The 17,229-nt window shown below is 63.6% G+C and carries 13 protein-coding genes; 6 read left to right on the top strand and 7 right to left on the bottom strand.

Annotation, left to right across the window (positions count from 1 at the left end; genetic code table 11):
- Window positions 1-6 precede the first annotated feature (6 nt).
- Genes AC5P99_RS19760 through AC5P99_RS19750 form a run of 3 tightly spaced genes read right to left on the bottom strand, consistent with a single transcriptional unit; the run spans window position 7 to window position 5,070 of the window.
- On the bottom strand, window positions 7-2,373 hold the full coding sequence (locus AC5P99_RS19760; protein ID WP_495213471.1) for a PAS domain-containing protein: 2,367 nt from the start codon (window positions 2,371-2,373) through the stop codon (window positions 7-9).
- Window positions 2,366-2,836, bottom strand: coding sequence for a response regulator (locus AC5P99_RS19755; protein WP_005409633.1), 471 nt, complete (start codon window positions 2,834-2,836; stop codon window positions 2,366-2,368). The genes AC5P99_RS19760 and AC5P99_RS19755 overlap by 8 nt, the downstream gene beginning before the upstream one ends.
- Window positions 2,833-5,070 carry an ATP-binding protein gene (locus tag AC5P99_RS19750; RefSeq protein ID WP_495213470.1) on the bottom strand — a complete coding sequence of 746 codons (2,238 nt, stop codon included), beginning with the start codon at window positions 5,068-5,070 and terminating at the stop codon, window positions 2,833-2,835. Before AC5P99_RS19750 ends, AC5P99_RS19755 begins: the two co-directional genes overlap by 4 nt.
- Before the next feature lie 250 nt (window positions 5,071-5,320).
- Here AC5P99_RS19750 and AC5P99_RS19745 point away from each other — a divergent pair, with 250 nt between their 5' ends.
- Window positions 5,321-5,614, top strand: a complete 294-nt coding sequence (locus tag AC5P99_RS19745) for a hypothetical protein (protein WP_033835164.1) — start codon at window positions 5,321-5,323, stop codon at window positions 5,612-5,614.
- 10 nt (window positions 5,615-5,624) lie between these two features.
- On the opposite strand, the gene AC5P99_RS19740 is transcribed toward AC5P99_RS19745, so the two are convergent.
- Together AC5P99_RS19740 and AC5P99_RS19735 are read right to left on the bottom strand one after the other, a co-directional pair.
- Entirely contained in the window at window positions 5,625-6,110 is a 486-nt protein-coding gene (locus tag AC5P99_RS19740) for a TspO/MBR family protein (RefSeq protein ID WP_099605745.1), read from the bottom strand.
- A gap of 72 nt (window positions 6,111-6,182) precedes the next feature.
- Window positions 6,183-8,378, bottom strand: a complete 2,196-nt coding sequence (locus AC5P99_RS19735; RefSeq protein WP_495213469.1) for an AsmA family protein — start codon at window positions 8,376-8,378, stop codon at window positions 6,183-6,185.
- A 133-nt stretch (window positions 8,379-8,511) separates the two neighbouring features.
- Between AC5P99_RS19735 and AC5P99_RS19730 the strand changes: the two genes are divergently transcribed.
- Complete coding sequence (locus tag AC5P99_RS19730; protein ID WP_495213468.1) at window positions 8,512-8,991, top strand: GNAT family N-acetyltransferase; 480 nt, start codon at window positions 8,512-8,514, stop codon at window positions 8,989-8,991.
- Between the two features lie 22 nt (window positions 8,992-9,013).
- Here AC5P99_RS19730 and AC5P99_RS19725 read toward each other — a convergent pair whose 3' ends face one another.
- On the bottom strand, window positions 9,014-10,132 hold the full coding sequence (locus AC5P99_RS19725; RefSeq protein WP_495213467.1) for an ATP-binding protein: 1,119 nt from the start codon (window positions 10,130-10,132) through the stop codon (window positions 9,014-9,016).
- Between the two features lie 1,230 nt (window positions 10,133-11,362).
- Between AC5P99_RS19725 and AC5P99_RS19720 the strand changes: the two genes are divergently transcribed.
- Window positions 11,363-11,692, top strand: coding sequence for a YegP family protein (locus tag AC5P99_RS19720; RefSeq protein ID WP_080376385.1), 330 nt, complete (start codon window positions 11,363-11,365; stop codon window positions 11,690-11,692).
- Window positions 11,693-11,894: 202 nt separating this feature from the next.
- On the top strand, window positions 11,895-12,356 hold the full coding sequence (locus AC5P99_RS19715) for a hypothetical protein (protein ID WP_241873926.1): 462 nt from the start codon (window positions 11,895-11,897) through the stop codon (window positions 12,354-12,356).
- Window positions 12,357-12,694: 338 nt separating this feature from the next.
- Here AC5P99_RS19715 and AC5P99_RS19710 read toward each other — a convergent pair whose 3' ends face one another.
- The gene (locus tag AC5P99_RS19710) at window positions 12,695-13,612 is read right to left on the bottom strand and encodes a DNA-binding protein (protein WP_241873927.1); all 918 of its coding nucleotides are present in this window, start codon (window positions 13,610-13,612) and stop codon (window positions 12,695-12,697) included.
- Window positions 13,613-13,715: 103 nt separating this feature from the next.
- On the opposite strand from AC5P99_RS19710, the gene AC5P99_RS19705 reads away from it, so the two are divergent.
- Both AC5P99_RS19705 and hsdR read left to right on the top strand, forming a co-directional pair.
- The gene (locus tag AC5P99_RS19705; protein ID WP_241873928.1) at window positions 13,716-14,798 is read left to right on the top strand and encodes a site-specific integrase; all 1,083 of its coding nucleotides are present in this window, start codon (window positions 13,716-13,718) and stop codon (window positions 14,796-14,798) included.
- Between the two features lie 28 nt (window positions 14,799-14,826).
- A complete protein-coding gene (gene hsdR / locus AC5P99_RS19700) occupies window positions 14,827-17,226 on the top strand; it encodes an EcoAI/FtnUII family type I restriction enzme subunit R (RefSeq protein WP_241873929.1) in 2,400 nt (799 codons plus the stop codon).
- Window positions 17,227-17,229 lie beyond the last annotated feature (3 nt).

The following is a 17,229-nucleotide window of genomic DNA, read 5'->3' as shown; positions in this document are numbered from 1 at the left end:
TGCGTTTCAATCGCTTAGGTGGTTTTTGGCCCTGTACGTAACGATTCCCTGCCGACCCTCTCCCTGGCTGCCCGCCTGATCGTGGTCACGTGGATAGCCCGACGTGAACAGGACGGCGACTTCCGGCCAGCGTTCGCGGACTTGACGGACCAGCTCCCAGCCCAACATGCCGGGCATCACCACGTCCGAGAACAGCAGGTCCACCCTGGTGTCGGGGCGCTCCAGCAACCGTAGCGCGGAGGGGCCATCGTGGGCTTCCAGCACGCGGTAGCCGAGCAGCCGCAGCGAATCCACCGTGTAGGCGCGGACATCGTCGTTGTCCTCGGCCACCAGAATGGTTTCCTCGCGCGGCGAGTAGCCGGCCAGGCCGGTCTGCGGGGTGCGTGTTTCGCGGGGCAGGGTCAGCGGCGAGCGCGGAAACATCATGGTAATGCTCGTGCCGCCGCCTTCCACCGAATCGATCAGCACGTGGCCGCCGGACTGCTTGACGAACCCATGCACCATCGACAGTCCCAGCCCGGTGCCGCGGCCGACCTGCTTGGTGGTGAAGAACGGTTCGAACACCCGGGCCAGGGTGGCCGCGTCCATGCCATGGCCGTTGTCGCGCACCCGCAACATCACGTACTGGCCTGGTGTTGCATCCGGGAACAGGGCGGCGTAGTCGTGGTCGAGGTGGCTGTTGTCGACCTCGATCACCAACCGCCCGCCGTGCGGCATCGCATCGCGGGCATTCACCGCCAGGTTCAGTACGGAGGCCTCCAGCTGGCTGATGTCGATCTCCACGCACCAGATGTCCTCGGCGCTGCGGATCTCCAGCTGCACCAGCTCACCCAGTGCACGCTGCAGCATGTCGTGCATGTCCAGAAGGCGCTCGTGGAGGTTGGCGGCCTGGCTGTGCAGCGGCTGGCGTCGGGCAAACGCCAGCAGGCGCTGGGTCAGGCTGGCGGCACGTCCGACACCCTTCAGCGCGTTGTCCAGCGCCCGGCTGACCATCGCGCCGGCTTCGCCCGCGCGCTCGTTCAGCAGCATGGCGTGCTCGACGTTGCCGGAGATGACCGTCAGGATGTTGTTGAAATCATGCGCGATGCCGCCGGTGAGCTGGCCGACCGCCTCGATCTTCTGTGATTGGCGCAGTGCATGTTCGGCCTGGAGGCGCGCCGTCGTTTCCACGGCCTCGGAGACCACGGCGGTGACCACGCCTTCGGCATCCAGCAGCGGGCGGAAAGAAAAATCGAAGCTGCGCGGCCCGGTCGGGAGTTCCAGCTCCAATGAATGCAGCGAACTCCGGCCCTGCACGGCTGCAGCGACGGCCCGATCGATCAGCGCGCCGATGCCATCGGTTGTGGCGAACCAGAGCGATTCACCGAAGCGTTGGCCAACCACGTCCTTCTTTTCCGCCAGCACTGCGGCCAGTGACGCGTCATTGGCATCCACCACGCGCCCGGACAGATCCAGCAGCATCTGATGCTGGAAGCTGGATTCGAAGATCGCCTGCAGGCGCCGTTTGCTGGCGCGCAACTCGGCCGTGCGCGCCTGCACCTGCTGCTCGAGCAGCTGATTGTCCTCGCGCAGGGCCAGCTCGGCCTGTTTCAGCTGCGAGACGTCGCTACCCAGGCAGATGTAGCCGGCCACGCTGCCGTCGGCCGCATGCTCAGGCACGCAGTCCATCTGCACGAATCGTGATTGGCCGCTGCGGTGCACCAGTTCGACCTGGAAGCTGGTGCGTTCGCCCTGCAGCACCCGTTCCAGGCTCGGCAGGGCGTGTTCGAAGGCGGAAATGCCGCTGACCTCGCGCGCTGTCCGGCCCAGCAACTCGGCCAGGCTGAATCCATGCCAGTCCAGGAACGCCTTGTTGGCGAACCGGTAGCGATGCGCGTTGTCGAGCTGGGCGATCAGCGCGGGTACGGCATCCGTCACCTGCTGCAGCTGCGCCTGGCTCTCATTCAGCGCAGCCTGCGCATGAAGCAGCTGGTTGCGCTCATGGGCTTCCTGGCGGGCGCGACGGATCGCATCCGGCAGGCGCTGCAGCCGCTGCTTGACTACATAATCGCGCGCGCCACGGGTCAGCGCCTGCACCGCCAGCTCTTCGGTCAGCGTGCCGGAGACGAAGATGAAAGGGGTCTGCGGAATCCGCTCGCGTGCCAGTGCGAGGGCCGCATCGCCATCGAATCCGGGCAGCACATGGTCGGCGAGGATCACGTCGAACGCACGGCTGTCGATGGCCTCGATGAACGCGTTGCGGGTCCACAGGCGCTCGGCCTCGAAATCGAGGCCGGCACGCTGCAGCTGTGCGGTGATCAGCTCCGCATCAAGCGCGCTGTCCTCCAGCATGAGGATGCGCAGGCGCTCGTTGCGGCGCGATCCATCACGCATTGTTGTGCTGCCCCGAGCCATTGGGCCGATGCGGTGGTGGCTGGTTGGTGATGCCCCAGAACATGCCCAGCCCCTGGATGGCGTCGAAGAATTCCTTGAAGTCGACCGGCTTGACCACGAAGGCATTCACGCCCAGTTCGTAACTGCGCACGAGATCCTGTTCTTCACGCGAGGAGGTCAACATCACCACCGGCGTGCTGCTCAGCTGCGGGTCGCCACGCACCTGTTCCAGCACCTCCAGGCCATTGACCTTGGGCAGCTTCAGGTCCAGCAGCACCACCACCGGGCCGCCGTGCATGGCGCCGGCGAACTTGCCTTCGCAGCGCAGGTAATCCAGCGCTTCGGCGCCGTCGCGTACATGGATGACATCGTTCAACAGCTGGCAGCGCGCAAGCGCGGCCATCGTCAGCTCTGCATCCTTGGGGCTGTCCTCTACCAAGAGGATCGGCCGCAGGTCCCTCATGGGTGTTCTCCTGTGAAGCGGGGTAGGGTGAAATGGATCGTGGCGCCCTTGCCGGGCTCGCCCTCGGCCCAGGTACGGCCGCCATGGCGGCCGATGATCCGGCGGACATTGGCCAGGCCGATGCCGGTGCCTTCGAACTCTTCGACGTGGTGCAGGCGCTGGAACACGCCGAACAGCTTGTCCACGTAGCGCATGTCGAAGCCGCAGCCGTTGTCGCGCACGAAGAAGTGGTCTTCGTCGTCGTTTCGCTCGTGACCAACCTCGATCACCGCGTGTTCGCGCTCGCGGGTGAACTTGATCGCGTTGGCCAGCAGGTTCTGCCATACCAGGCGCAGCATTGTGGGATCGGCCTCGACCTCCGGCAGCGGTGCGAGCGTCCACTGCACGTCGCGGCCGGCGTAGTCCAGGGCCAGGCTCCGGCGCACATCCTCGGCCAGCGCGGTCATGTCCAGCCGCACACGCCCCAGCGTGGAGCGCCCCATCTGCGAGAAGCTGAGCAGGTCATCCACCAGTGTTCCGGCGGACTTGGCCGATTCCACGATCGTGTCCAGGAATCGGCGCTCTGTATCGTTCAGGCGCTCGCCCGCCGAGCTGCCCAGCAGTTCGGAGTAACCGACAATGTGACGGAACGGAGCGCGCAGGTCGTGGCTGACCGAATAGGAGAAGGCTTCCAGTTCCTTGTTGCTGCGGAGCAGCTGCTCGTTCAGTTCGGCCATTTCCTCGGCCTTGCGCAACACGATATCGACGATGGCCGTGCGCATCTCGTGTGCCGCGTCGCAGTCAGCGTCGCTCCACGGCAGGCTGCGCTGCTGCACGGTCTCCTTCCAGGCCTCGAACGAGTTGCGCGGGGACAGCGCCACGCCCGGTGCTGCTTCCTTGCGGGGATCGCCACCCCATCGCACGGTGCGCACCACTTCCGGGCGGAACCACATCAGGTAACTGTCATGCAGCTGCGAAATGGACACCGCCAGCAGGCCGCTGGCGACGTCGGCCAGGTGCGCGGCAGGCGACCAGTCGGCTGCCAGGTGATCGGTGCAGTAGGTTTCCTGGCCGGCCTGCTGCGTGGCCAGCCAGTTCGCCAGGGCCAGCACGTCGCTGGAGGAAGGGCACTGGCCAACACGCAGGCAATCGCCCTTGTGCACGATCGCCGCGCCGGCCGCGCCGGTCAGCGACAGCAGGCTGGCCTCGTCCTGGCGCAGGGCTGCCATGAAGTCCTCGTCGCCGGCCATGCGACCCAGTAGCTTGACCAGTATGGAACGACGGGCAACGCGCTCTTCGATCGCACGCGCACGCTCCTTCAACGCAATCTGCAGCGACAGGATCTGGCCCATGAACTCGCAGGCAGTGCGCACGTGGTAGGGCAGGCGGCGTGGCTGCACGGTGTGGCAGGACACCAGGCCCCACAAGCGGCCTTCATGCACCAGCGATACCGACATCGACGCGCCGGTACCCATGTTGCGCATGTAGTGCAGGTGCACCGGCGAGACGCTGCGCAGCACCGCCATGCTCAGGTCGGTGGGCGGCGCGTCGCGTTGATCCTCGGCCCGCATCAGCGGGGCCGGGGTGTAGCTGTTGTCCGCGATCAGGCGTACCCGGTTGCGGCGGTAGAGTTCGCGCGCCTGTGCTGGAATATCCGATTCGGGGAAGCGCAGGTCCAGGTAGGACGGCAACAGGCCGTTGCCATCCTCGGCCACCACGATGCCGTTCCAGCCAGCGTCGAACTGGTAGACCAGGGTGCGGTCGAAGCCGGTGAGCCGGCGCATGTGCGCGGCAGCCAGCTGGCAGAGGTCTTCCACGGTGCTGGCCGACTCGATGCCGGCCATCAGCTCGCGGATGGCCGGATACAGCTCTTCCAGCGAGCCGGGCTGGCCCGGAACCGGTGCTTCCAGCTCGACCAGCAGATCGGTGGCGGAACGGTGCACCAGCAGCTGATGCCGGCCGTGGCCATCCAGATGCACGGCACCGACATGGGCACTGCTGCCGATCACGGCCTGCTGGAACAAGCCCTGGAACGGCGCCAGCACGCCGCCGAACACCTCACTGACGTGCCGCATCAACGGTTCGCCGAACTGCTGCAGCAGCCCGGGCGGGCTTATGGCGCGCTCGCGCACCTGCAGGGACTGCGGTTCAACGACCAGAAGCACACCATAGGGCTGGATCGCGCCGGGGGTGTGGATCGGTTCGCGCGCGCAACTGGACAAGGCAGTGTCGTGCGCGGTCTCAGCAGAAGGCATCAAGGGCGGGACTCATCATTCGTGGATGGCTGGAAGGCCCAGTGGTACATCCGGTACCCATCAATGGTGAAGCAAAATCGTGCATTCGCCTACCAGTGTATGCGTATGAAGCGTGCTTCTGTCCAAGCTGAATTCTTCATGTAGGGACGAGGTCGAGCACTTGAGGTTTTCGCGAAGAATACATCTACGCTGCACATCAGCTCGACAGATCATTGCCTAGAGTGGATCCACTTCCCTGAGCGACCGCCCCGTGAACCTGCAGCCCGCGCCCCTGTCCCCGTACCGCATGCTGGCTGACAGCTGCCAATTTGAACTGCTGGATGTGGACGCGCTGCAGGACCCGGCCAGTGGCCGGCTGCTGCACCTGTATTCGCTGGTTGCCCGCTGCCTGTCCTGCGAGACGATCTTCAAGGCCGAAGAAGGGCAGGGCCTGGTCAGCCATACTGCGGCGCGGGTGGTGCGATGCCCTACCGGCTGCGGGCAGCAGGCGTTCAAGCCGGCCCTGCTGCGGACCTGGCGCCCGCAGGCCGTTGCCCAGGCGTAAGCGGCGGAGATCACAGCAGCCCGGGATTGGCTCGCCATACCGGGAAGTTGAGCGCCGAGGCGAACGAGATCCAGGCCAGATAGGGAAGCAGCAGCGCCGCCGCAGTCGGACGGATGCGCGCAAACGCGACGATCGCTGCGCAAACCAGCGCAATCAATACAAGAATGTCAACGAAGGCCAGGGCGCCCAGCTTCCAGCCGAAGAACAGCCAGCTCCACAGCGCATTGACGGCAAGCTGCACCAGGTAGAGCATCAGCGCGGGTCGTGCCCCGCGCCAGCCGCGTTCGCGCCACACCAGCCACGCGGCAATCGCCATCATGGCGTAGAGCAGGGTCCACACCGGACCAAAGACACTGGCCGGTGGTGCCCACGGGGGAAGATCGAGGGTGGCGTAGAAGCTGGCTGCGGATGTCGACGCCCACGCGCCCAGGGCGGCCGCGACGAAGGTGATCGCCACCCATCCCAGCAGCCCGAAAACCTGCGAACTCCGCTTCATACCGTACAGCTCCCTGATGCGCATGATCCGGTATACGCGCAGAGGCCGCGAATGGATGCAGGTCGCGGGCCTTCAGTCTGAAGATCCGGCGGCAGACGATCCCTGACCTGCTGGCAGCAGGGAAGGCCGTTGATCAAACCACTCGCGCGCCTTGGCCAGATGCCATTGGCGCTGATCGCCGTCCAGCTCGATGCCCGCACCCAGCAGCCCCCACCGGAGATAGAGATCACCGCGTTTGCGCTGTTCCAGCAGATCCAGCCGCGCGCGTACCGACAGCCGATCGTTCTCGGCCTGCAGGCCATCGATGACCAGATGGCCAGGGCGCCAGCGCAGCGTCGCCTGTGCCTGTACCTGTCCGGAATCCAGCAGCGACAAGGTCCAGCGCGGGTAGTCGGTGCGTTCTGCGAACAGCGCCAGCAACGGTCGCGCATCGCTGAGATCCAGGTCCGTGGTGGCATCCACCTGGAACGGAGACTGCGCATCGATACGGCCACGCTTGAAGGCGACGCGGCCTTTCCATGCCGTCGAGCCCTGCGTGTCCGCCACCTGCACGTTGCGCAGCTCGACCGTGGTGCCGGACAGATCGAAATGACGCTGGTTGAAGTCACCGCGGCGCAGCGTTGCGTTCACGTCGATATCGCCGCCCATGTCCAACCCTGCCACCTTTGCACTGGCGTTGCGCCCCAACAGCCGGGCCATGCCATGGCCGACGCGCCCGTCGGTATCGAGGGTCGCATCACCGCTGACGGTGCCAGTGCCACGCAGCAGCCGCACCTGCGGTGAGCCGAGGTAGCGGTTGTAGGCGGTCAGATCAGGGATGGTGGCTTCACTGAAGCGCAGCTGCGCGCGGACGCCTTTGCGCAGTTCCTGCAGGCGGCCATCGCCGGTCAGGTCCAGGGCCAGATCCCGGCCGTCGAACAGGCGCACGTCCCTGGCATCGGTTGGCCGCGCAGTGAATCGCGGCAGCCGGACGGACAGCTGGGCCTGGCTGGGGCTGCCGGTCTTCAACTCGCCATGGGCGCTGGCCGTGCCCGCCAGGCGTACGCCGGCGACTTCGGCCACGGCCTCGGCAGCCGGGATGTCCACGGTGCTGCCTTCGATCAGTTCACCATTGCGCAGGTGCAGATCGGCTTTCAGCGTGCCGCCGCCGTCCAGCTGCAGCCACGGCTTGCGGACGAACAGAGCAGGGATCCAGTTGAGCGAGGTGAACGTCCATTCGCCGCGCACTGTGCCAGAGCTGCGTTCCAGCAGCTGGGCGGGCTGCTGGAAGGGAATGTCCCGGCCACTGATATGCAGATCGGCATCCACCTCGCTACCTGAACCGGGCTTTGGCGGCAGGCGCGCCTGCAGGCGCAGGTCCTTGGCCACATTGAGCTGCAGTGCCAGCATGCCGCGATCGGGGGCGCCATCGCCCAGATGGAGCGGCACCTGCCACAGCGCGTGGTCGCCGGGCTGCAGCTGGCTATCGATCAGGTGGAGCGCCAGCTGCAGGCGCCCGGGCACGGGCGCGCTGGAGATCTTCGGCGTTGTGGCATCGGTGTCCATGCGCAGGCCCTGGCTGCGGGCATCCACCTCGAGCTGGGCATGCAGCAGCTTCAACTTGGCCAGGCCGGGCGCCTGGTCCCGATAATGGCGCGGATAGCTGAATCGCGCGGTGAGATCCATGTCGCCCAACAGCTGCACGCCATCATAGCTGGTGTCTGCCTTGCTGAACGAGACTTCGGAATCGAACAGTTCGGATGGGCCGCCACGCAGCTGCTTCAGGAACCCCACAGTACCTTGGCCCTTGCCGATGATCAGCAGCTTGCCGAAGCGTGCGCTGCGGATGCTGTCGCTGTGGATGGCGTCGAAACGCAAGGTCCAGCCCTGGTCGCTGCGCGGCGGTGAAGGGATGGCTTCTTCGACGCGGCTGATCTCGGCGGAAACTCCGGTGGCCTGCAGCCCTGGCACCCGCACCTCGCGCTGGAACAGGGGCAGCACCGCCAATCGGGCGCTGGCGCGGTCTGCATGCAACACGTAGACGGTGTGGTTCACGTGGCCGCGCATGTGCACGTTCCAGGCGATCACGTGGCCGGGCAACAGCGTAATGGCCGGCCCAGTGGTCATTACGAACTTGTGCGGCTTGCGGTTGGTGACCTGGTCGAACAGGGGCGTGTTGAGGAAGATGTTGCCGGCCAGCAGATACAGCAGGTAGATGCCCAGCAGGACGTAGGCCGGAACGCGCCATCGACGAAGCCGGTGCGGGATGTGCGCGGAAACAGGGGGCATCTACTGCTCAAAAGGTTGGAATTTCCTCAACTATTACGGAGCGGATGGCGGTGGCGCGTGAAGCAGCTACGGGGCCGGAGCTCGATTCTGGTAGTGTGCGGCCTGGTCATGACCACAGATCTGCAGGAGACGCATGGAGATCCGGCCCGCCCGCGCAGGCGATTTCGACGTGATGTGGGGCATGTTCAAGACGGCCATTGCGACGCAGGATGCGCTGCCCTTTGCCGGCTCTTTCGCCGTCGAGACGTTTCGCGCGCATTGGTTCCAGGCCCAGGCGCCTCATGTAGCTGTGCTGGAGGGCCGGGTGGTGGGCATGTACAAGATGGGCCCGAACTTCCCTGATCTGGGGGCGCATGTGGCCAGCGCCACGTATGTCGTGGATGCGCCGGCACAAGGGCAAGGCGTGGGCCGGGCGCTGGTGGAACACACCCTGGAGCGGGCGAGGGCGGAAGGATTCCTGGCCATGCAGTTCAATTACGTGGTCAGTACCAACGGCCCGGCGGTGGCGCTGTACCGGAAGCTGGGGTTCGACGTGGTCGGGACGTTACCGAAGGCGTTCCGGCACGGTCAGTTGGGGTTGGTCGATGTCTTCGTGATGCACAGGTTCCTGTAGTGCCGTCGCCGGGCCGGTCGCCTCAATCAGCGTTCTTTGGGAGCGTGATGACGAATGAAGTGCGACCATTCCGCCATCGTCCATGGACCGTGCCGCGGTGCGCGTGGCAGATTTCCCGCACCAGGAACAGGCCGAGGCCCAAGCTCGCGTGTTCGCCTTGTGACGGGTTGTGCGAGCCTCTGCGCAAGGGATCGAACAGACTGTTGAACGCTTCGTCCGACAGTTCGGCGCCGGTGTTGCTCACCGTGATCATGATCTGGTCGACGAGGCCCTCAAGGCTGATCCGCACATCGGTGCCGTGTTCGCCGTACTTTGCAGCGTTGGTCGTGAGGTTGTGAACCGCCTCGCGCAACGAAGAGGCATCGAAGCAACCGCGGGCATCGCCTTCAGCCTCATACGTGATGGGGACGTTGGGCAGGGCAGCGCGAAGCAATTCGACTTCCTCGCCAAGCGATTGGGCAAGATCGCAGTCCACCGGATGAATGGCCATGCCATCGCCCAGCTTGCTGCGGCTGTAAGCCAGCAGGTCGTCGAGCAGCTTGTTCATGCGCATGCTGCCATTGATGATCCGCTCGGCCTGCCTGGACAATGCCGGATCCTGCAGCCCACTGGCCAGAGTGTCCGCCGAGAACATGACCGCTGCCAAAGGGCCTCGGAGATCATGCCCGAGCGCTGCCAGGAAGATCTGCCGCCAGGATTCGACCTCGGCAGAGAACTGAGCAAGGGATTCGGCGACCGCTTGGTCGATGGCCTCATTGAAACGAAGGATGTCATCGATCGATGAAGTGATCAGCTGCTGGTCGGATGCCCATCGCCGAAGTACCGAGGCCCGGAGTGCTCGATACTCGGCCACCATCTGGTTGAGACCGAAGCCGGCGATGGCGCGGGTTCGGCCATGATAGGACGCGGCGGACTCGGGGCCGGGTTTCAACGGTGCAAGCCCGTGGGACTTTGCGACCTGCTGGGAGGCTGTCTGCGGCGATCTGAGATCGTCTACGACCGCCTGAAGAATCTGGGGAAGATGATTCCGAAGTTGCTTTGCGCTGAACTCGACGGTATCGGGCGCCTGCGTTTCGGCGAATGCCACCGCGTCTTCGAGGATTTCCCGCGCATTCCGTTCGATAAAATCAGCCAGGCGCATCGCCAAACCCGTCCTTAAGTGGTGCGTCGAGCCTACACCGGCGGGCCTGCATGCCGGGTGAGAAGTTGGCGCCGTGGAGCCAGGTTCTGCGGGCGTTGGGGCGGTTACTTGAAGGGGAGCAGCATGCGGCCAGGACTGGAATGACTGGGGTTCGTATGGGTAGACCTCTTGGTAACATAATATACATTATGCGAAATGCTCTATCGGTCGTAGCCGGGTTCGTGGGCTCCGCATGGCAATTGATTGACGTTGAACGGCCGCCCCCGCTGCAGCAGACATTCGCCCCGATTGCTACGAAAGTTCGCCCCCCAATTACTGGCTTGCCCAAAGAGACGCCCCCGAGACTTCTGCGCGAACAAGAATTCGCCCCTTGCTCCGCTGAAAATTGTGGTACCCGCGCCTTCTGCTTCACCAATTCGGTAGCTTCGACACGCGCGGCGACGGTCTGCCTCAAATCTGACGGCCTAAACTGCCGAGTTCTCGACAAATTTCAAGGCTGCCTCCCCGTAGCGTTGATGGGCCTGCTGCTGCATGCATTGCATTCTAAGGACATGACCGTAGTCATGATTCCACAATTGCTCCATGCACCAAAACACGATCAGGGTGAGGAACCTGGCGCCTAGTGCTGACGTCCTTCGCATGCAGCCATACTGCCCGCAACTGGCCTTTGCCACGACCAGAAATTTGCGAAATAGCGATGAATGCAGCTGCCGTGTCCGCACTCAACCTGGGCTTCGTCAGATACCATGTGATCTGCACCAGGTGCAGCTGCGGAGTACTCCCCAATGAACGAAACTGATCGGTCGATCATGATCATCGCCTTGGTCATCGCCGTCTGGGCCTGTTCGTTTGCAGGCTGGGCGATCTGGCTGGCAAATAGAGCGCGTCGTAGAAAGCTCCTTCGAAGTGAATGAGCTCAGGAGGCGTCGCGCCGCGATCGCTGGTTGGCGCGCCCCCCAGAGGTGATCATCCCGGGCCGTGTCTGTACTGCGGTCACTTGCTTCGTGCATCGACCCTAGAGTAGTGTTGGGACAACAAAGCTTTCTGAATCAATACGTTACTTCGCATAACGTATCTTATGTTTGTCAGGGCGATGTAAATGTCGATATGGCTTCGGTTTTTGCCGGATGCTGCCGATCTTTCGTCGAGGTGCGGCTTTCCCTGATAGGCACTCAGGATTTCCTCTGACAGATTCGCTTGGCCAATCCAGGCGCAGCTAGGGGAACTTGCATGGCAGCTCGATATGTTCTGAGTCGTTCGGGAACGCAGTACCGCTTTGTCCTTAAGGCCGGCAATAACGAGATCATCCTCACCAGTGAATTGTATGCCTCCAAGCAGGGGGCACTGACTGGAATTGCTTCAGTCAAGGTGAACTCTCCTGACGATTCGCGCTATGAGCGCAAGAACGCGGCAAACGGCCAGCCTATGTTCAACCTCAAGGCCGCTAATGGCGAGCGCATTGGTACCAGTGAGACCTACTCTTCCACCCAAGCCCGCGAGGCAGGAATTCAGGCTGTTAAGAACAACGGGCCAACTGCGCCAGTTGACGACCAGGCTTGAATTCCAAATGGGGAGCATGCCGCTCCCCATTCTCGGCTACCCCGCCCTGCCCTCGGTGCCTGCCACACCCACCGGCCAAAAATACAGATCCGCGGGCGTGTCCTATTCGCGAGGCTTGGGACGTTTTCCCCACAGATCGCCCACAATCTTCCGACTTGCTAGACTCGTGTCCTGTCTGGTCTCCATAGTGCGAGGCGGCTGAATGCACTTCGACACCTTTACGCCCGCTCAACGGATCCTCCGAGATGCGGCTGACGCGCGCCAAGCACTTGCTGAGCAATGGCTCACTGCAGCACAGGTCAGTCAGGGGCTTGGCTCTCATGCTCCGAACGGTGGCCGCCTGGTCAGCCAGTTGCGCCGCGCTGGCAAGTTGCTCGGGGTCTACGTCACCAATCCGTCGCCCAGTTACCGCTACCCGACCTGGCAGTTCCTGCCGAGCGGCAAGCCTGTGGACCACCTGGCCGAGATTCTGGCTGTGCTGCGTGAGTTCGGTCCTTTTGAGCATGAGCCAAGCGGACTGCGGCGAAGCACCTATTGGGGAGAAGTCGAGTGGTTTCTGTCGCCGCACGCGATGCTCGATGGTGGAACCCCATCCAAAATGCTGGCGTCGGACCCCTGCCGCGTTCTGAACGCCGCATGTGTGGAGTTTCAGGGCGAATCCTGACTATGCCGTTACTGCACTGGAGAGCGTTCAGCGCTGATGTCGGGCAATTGCTCGGTCGGTCTGGGTAGTCATGATTCGCCATATCCCAAAGATCGGCGAGAAGAATCCGGCGGGCGTTTCTCTTGCGCCTTGGACGAACGCGCGGAGCATTTCTTGCAAGAGGTTCATGGTCGTCTACTGGGGTAATTTTCTTGTAGTTCAACTATAGCGGCGGAGCTCGGCACGCCCAAGACGGTCCAGCTTCCTGTACGGAAACGAAAGCCGCTATCTGTTCGACAGATCTGAGACGTTTCCCCCACACGCTAGGGCTTCCCTGAGGGCGCCTGTTAGCCATATTTTCACTGTTTCGAGCGTTTTCGTTTGGGCTGAACATCAGTAGCTATGCGAGCTTCTTCGGATCGTTTGAGTGCCGCCTCTAGCTGCGTCGGCAGATCTCGAAGGCTCGAAATTTGCCCCTCGAGAGCGTCACATCTGCCGCGCAGGATGTCCGCAGACTGGGTGGCCGTAGCTGCCGCCGACTGGGCGGCCTGGATATCCTGGCGTAGCTGGTTTTCAAGGGCCCTGTGGTGTTCGGAGGCCTTGCTTAGCTGCGCTTGGAGTTCCTTGACCTCCTGACGTGCTCGATCGACGTCGCTCAGTGTCCGATTCTCGACAGATCTGACGTACTCGGTCCAGTCTTCCCGCTCAGATTTCGCCGTCTCTAGGGCTTCATGAAGCCGGACGTCAAGTTGCTGTCTCGCTTCCTCAGTTCGATCGGCTCTTCTAAGCTCGAGGTCTCGCTGCTCTGCGAGTTCTGAGATCTGCAGACGGAGCTGGTCAACCAGCTGCTGCAGCTCTGCAGCTTGTGTCGATGCGATCCTCTCGCCAGTGATTGCAGCGTCACGCTCTGAACGGACTTGCGTCAGCTCGTCAGCTATAAGCTGGGATTTTGCCTCCTGTGCATCACGCTGGGCGGCCAACGACTGCTTAGCCTCTGCAAGCTCTCGATGGGCGACCTCCCGTGCATGCTTCAACGCCAACTCCCACCATTGCCCGGCGAGTTCCGCCAACACCGCTGGCGCATCGTCCAGGTCCAGCCGCGCTGGCTGCAGGCGCGTACCGAGTTGGTTCCACCACGTTTCCAGCCAGCGAGTCACGGTGTTCGGCGAGCCGGTCCCCAGGTGAGCCCGGATCCGCTCGACGGTCGGGCGCTCGCCCTTGGCCACCAGCTCGTCGGCGGCGGTGTGGACGTCGGATTCGGTGATGCCGCGGGCCATGCGAAGTCTCCAGTACTGACGCCCTAGTCTGCTGGTAACGTACTCGCGATAAGTGATGATTATCGTGGGTGCGCGCCCTTATTCGTAGTGTACATTACATACTATGAAAGATACTTCCACTAGTGGCGCCCTCGCCCAGACGGTCCAGCACCTGGTGCTGCCCGAGCAGTTGGCGCAACAGGCGGCGGATGCGGTGCGAGAGCTGCTGGCCGAGGCGGCCGCCGCCAACACCACCCGCAGCTACACCAGTGCCCTGCGCTACTGGGCCGGCTGGTATGCGGCGCGCTACGGCATCGAGCTCGCCTTGCCGGTACCCGAAGCCACGGTGCTGCAGTTTGTGGTCGACCATGTCCAGCGCCGCTCCGCCGACGGCGAGCTGGTCTGGGAGCTGCCGCCGGCGGTCGATCAGGCGCTGGTGGCCGCGGGTCTGAAAGCCAAGCCTGGGCCGTGGACGCTGGCCACGGTCCGGCACCGGGTCGCGGTACTGTCGACCGCGCACCGGCTCAAACAGGTAGCCAATCCCTGTGAGCAGCCGGCGATCCGCACGGTGCTGAGCCGGGCCGCCCGGGCCGCGGTCAAACGCGGCGAGCGTCCGCGCAAGAAGACGGCGATCACCCTTCCCGAGCTGGAGGCGATGCTGGTCACCTGTGACGACAGCCTGGAAGGGATCCGCGACCGCGCCCTGCTCTGCTTCGGGTTTGCCAGCGGCGGGCGCCGGCGCAGCGAGATCGCCGCCGCCGACCTGCGCGACCTGCGGCGGATCGGCGACAAGGGCTACCTCTATCGGCTCGAGCACAGCAAGACCCAGCAGGCCGGCGTCACCGCGACCTCGACCCCGGACAAGCCGGTGCTCGATCGGGCCGCCATCGCCCTGCAGGACTGGCTGGACGCGGCCGGGATCACCGAAGGGGCGATTTTCCGGCGGCTCTGGAAACGGCGCGTCGGCCCTGCCCTGTCCCCCGCTGCGGTGGGTGAGATCGTGCAGCGGCGGGCACGCCTGGCGGGGCTGGATGGGGATTTTGGGGGGCACAGTCTCAGGTCAGGATTTGTGACCGAGGCCAGCCGCCAAGGGGTGGCACTGCCGGCGATCATGCAGCTGACCGAGCATAGGTCGGTGTCGAGTGTGATTGGGTACTTTCAATCGGGTGCCTGCGACCAGAATCCAGCAGCCTGGTTGCTCGAGTAAAATTCAATTGGGTTCCAGGGGGGCACTGATGACAATCAGCGAAATCATGACCGAGGCCGACACCTGTCGGGAACTGGTCACACCAAAACTCGTCGCGGCCGGATGGGGCAATGCGCCGCACGCGATCGGCGAGCAGCACACTTTCACCAATGGTCGCATCATTGTTACCGGTGGCCGGGTGCGCCGTGCCAAGCAGAAGCGTGCTGACTACCTGCTTTACTACCGACGCGACTATCCGTTGGCCGTCGTGGAGGCGAAAGAGCTGGGGCTGCCGGCGGAAACCGGGGTGCAGCAGGTCAAAGAGTACGCCGAGATTCTCGGCCTGAATTTCGCCTATGCCACCAACGGCCATCGCATCATCGAAATCGACTACACCACCGGCACCGAGCGTGAGGTGGATCGCTTCGCCACGCCCGCCGAACTCTGGCAGCGACTGACCGCTGCTGCCGCGCTGCCCGATCCGGCTACACCCCACCTGCTCGAACCCTTCAACCTGGTCTCGGGCAAGGTGCCGCGCTACTACCAGCAGATCGCGATCAACCGGGTGATCGAGGCCATCCTGCTTGGCCAGAAGCGCGTGCTCGCCACGCTGGCCACCGGCACCGGCAAGACCTGCGTGGCGTTTCAGCTGTGCTGGAAGTTGTGGAACAGCCGCTGGAACCGCACCGGCGAATACCGGCGACCAAAGATCCTGTTCCTGGCCGATCGCAATATCCTGGTCGATGACCCGATGGCCAAGATGTTCGCGCCCTTTGGCGATGCCCGCCACAAGATCGCCGGGGGCGACGTGAGCCAGAGCCGGGACATGTACTTCGGTATCTATCAGGCGCTATCCACCGCCAGCGAAGACGTGTTCCGCCAGTACCGGCCGGACTTCTTCGATCTGATCGTCATCGACGAATGCCACCGCGGCTCCAGCCGGAACGACAGCAACTGGCGTGCGGTACTCGAATACTTCGCGCCTGCCGTGCAGTTCGGCATGACGGCCACGCCACTGCGTGAGGAGTCGCGCGACAGCTACGAATACTTCGGCAACCCGGTCTACACCTACAGCCTGCGCCAAGGCATCGAGGATGGCTTTCTCGCGCCTTATCGTGTGCATCGCGTGATCACCACGGTCGATGCCGCCGGCTGGCGTCCGTCCAAGGACGAACTCGACCGTTTCGGCCGCCCGGTGCCGGACGACGAGTACCAGACAAAGGATTTCGAGCGCGTCATCGCGTTGCGTGCGCGCACCAAGGCCATTGCCCAACACCTTGCCGACTTCCTCAAGGGCACCAACCGCTTCGCCAAGACCATCGTGTTCTGCGTCGACCAGGAGCACGCTGCCGAAATGCGCCAGGAGCTGGTTAACCTCAACAGCGATCTGGTCAAGCAATACCCGGACTACGTCTGCCGCGTCACCGCCGACGAAGGTGCCATTGGCCTCACCCACCTCGCGAACTTTCAGGATGTGGACAAGCCCACGCCGGTGATCTTGACCACCTCGCAATTGCTGACCACCGGCGTCGACGCCGAGATGGTCAAGAACGTGGTACTGGCGCGCGTGGTTGGCTCCCGCTCCGAGTTCAAGCAGATCATCGGGCGCGGCACACGGCTGAAGGTCGACTACGGCAAGGAATACTTCAACATCATCGACTTCACCGGCACCGCCACCCGGCATTTCGCCGATCCGGATTTCGATGGTGATCCCGCGCGTATCGAGGAAGTGACCATCGATGATGCCGGCGAGACCATCGAGTCGGTTATCGAACCGCCATCTGGCGACGAAGAGCCGTTGGTCGACTACACCCTAGACACCACAGACACTGACGCAGACCAGAGCGAGATCCTCACCGAACCGCCAGAAGAGCCGCGCAAGTTCTACGTGGACGGTGGCGACGTCGAGGTCATCGGCCATCTGGTCTACGACCTCGACACCGACGGCAAAAAGCTACAAGTGGTCAAGTACACCGAATATTCGGGGCGCACCGTTCGGACGCTGTACCCGACCCGCGATGCGCTGCAATCAGCCTGGGCCAACCCCGACGCCCGTACTGAGGTTCTGCGTGAGCTGACCGAGCGCGGCATCAGTTTCGAGGAGCTGTCGGCTAGTGCCGATCAGCCCGACGCAGACCCCTTCGATCTGCTGTGTCATCTGGCCTGGAACGCGCCGCTGCTCACCCGCCGCGAACGCGCGGAAAAGGCCAGCAATGCAGCGCAGGATCTGTTCGGCCAGTACGGCGATTCGGCCCGCGAAATCCTCACGTTGCTCCTCGACAAGTACATCGAGCGCGGCATCCTCCAGTTCAACGCCCTGTCCGAGCTGATGAAGGTGCAACCCTTCGACCGCTTCGGCAGCCCTTCCGAAATCGCCACCCGGCATTTCGGCGGTATCGCACCCTTCAAGGAAGCCGTCTCCCGCCTGCAGACGGCCCTTTACCAATGACGA

This window comes from Stenotrophomonas sp. YJH_SMC_80 (assembly GCF_059372495.1).
Note: the sequence above shows the minus strand (reverse complement) of the source record. Positions and strands in the feature narration are given on the sequence as shown.

What these genes read in the sequence shown, in the direction of transcription:
- AC5P99_RS19705 (WP_241873928.1), top strand. Translation starts at nt 13,716, where the DNA reads ATGAAAGATACTTCCACTAGTGGCGCCCTCGCCCAGACGGTCCAGCAC.
- AC5P99_RS19710 (WP_241873927.1), bottom strand. Translation starts at nt 13,612, where the DNA reads ATGGCCCGCGGCATCACCGAATCCGACGTCCACACCGCCGCCGACGAG.
- AC5P99_RS19725 (WP_495213467.1), bottom strand. Translation starts at nt 10,132, where the DNA reads ATGCGCCTGGCTGATTTTATCGAACGGAATGCGCGGGAAATCCTCGAA.
- AC5P99_RS19730 (WP_495213468.1), top strand. Translation starts at nt 8,512, where the DNA reads ATGGAGATCCGGCCCGCCCGCGCAGGCGATTTCGACGTGATGTGGGGC.
- AC5P99_RS19735 (WP_495213469.1), bottom strand. Translation starts at nt 8,378, where the DNA reads ATGCCCCCTGTTTCCGCGCACATCCCGCACCGGCTTCGTCGATGGCGC.
- AC5P99_RS19760 (WP_495213471.1), bottom strand. Translation starts at nt 2,373, where the DNA reads ATGCGTGATGGATCGCGCCGCAACGAGCGCCTGCGCATCCTCATGCTG.
- AC5P99_RS19750 (WP_495213470.1), bottom strand. Translation starts at nt 5,070, where the DNA reads ATGCCTTCTGCTGAGACCGCGCACGACACTGCCTTGTCCAGTTGCGCG.
- AC5P99_RS19740 (WP_099605745.1), bottom strand. Translation starts at nt 6,110, where the DNA reads ATGAAGCGGAGTTCGCAGGTTTTCGGGCTGCTGGGATGGGTGGCGATC.
- AC5P99_RS19720 (WP_080376385.1), top strand. Translation starts at nt 11,363, where the DNA reads ATGGCAGCTCGATATGTTCTGAGTCGTTCGGGAACGCAGTACCGCTTT.
- AC5P99_RS19715 (WP_241873926.1), top strand. Translation starts at nt 11,895, where the DNA reads ATGCACTTCGACACCTTTACGCCCGCTCAACGGATCCTCCGAGATGCG.
- hsdR (WP_241873929.1), top strand. Translation starts at nt 14,827, where the DNA reads ATGACAATCAGCGAAATCATGACCGAGGCCGACACCTGTCGGGAACTG.
- AC5P99_RS19755 (WP_005409633.1), bottom strand. Translation starts at nt 2,836, where the DNA reads ATGAGGGACCTGCGGCCGATCCTCTTGGTAGAGGACAGCCCCAAGGAT.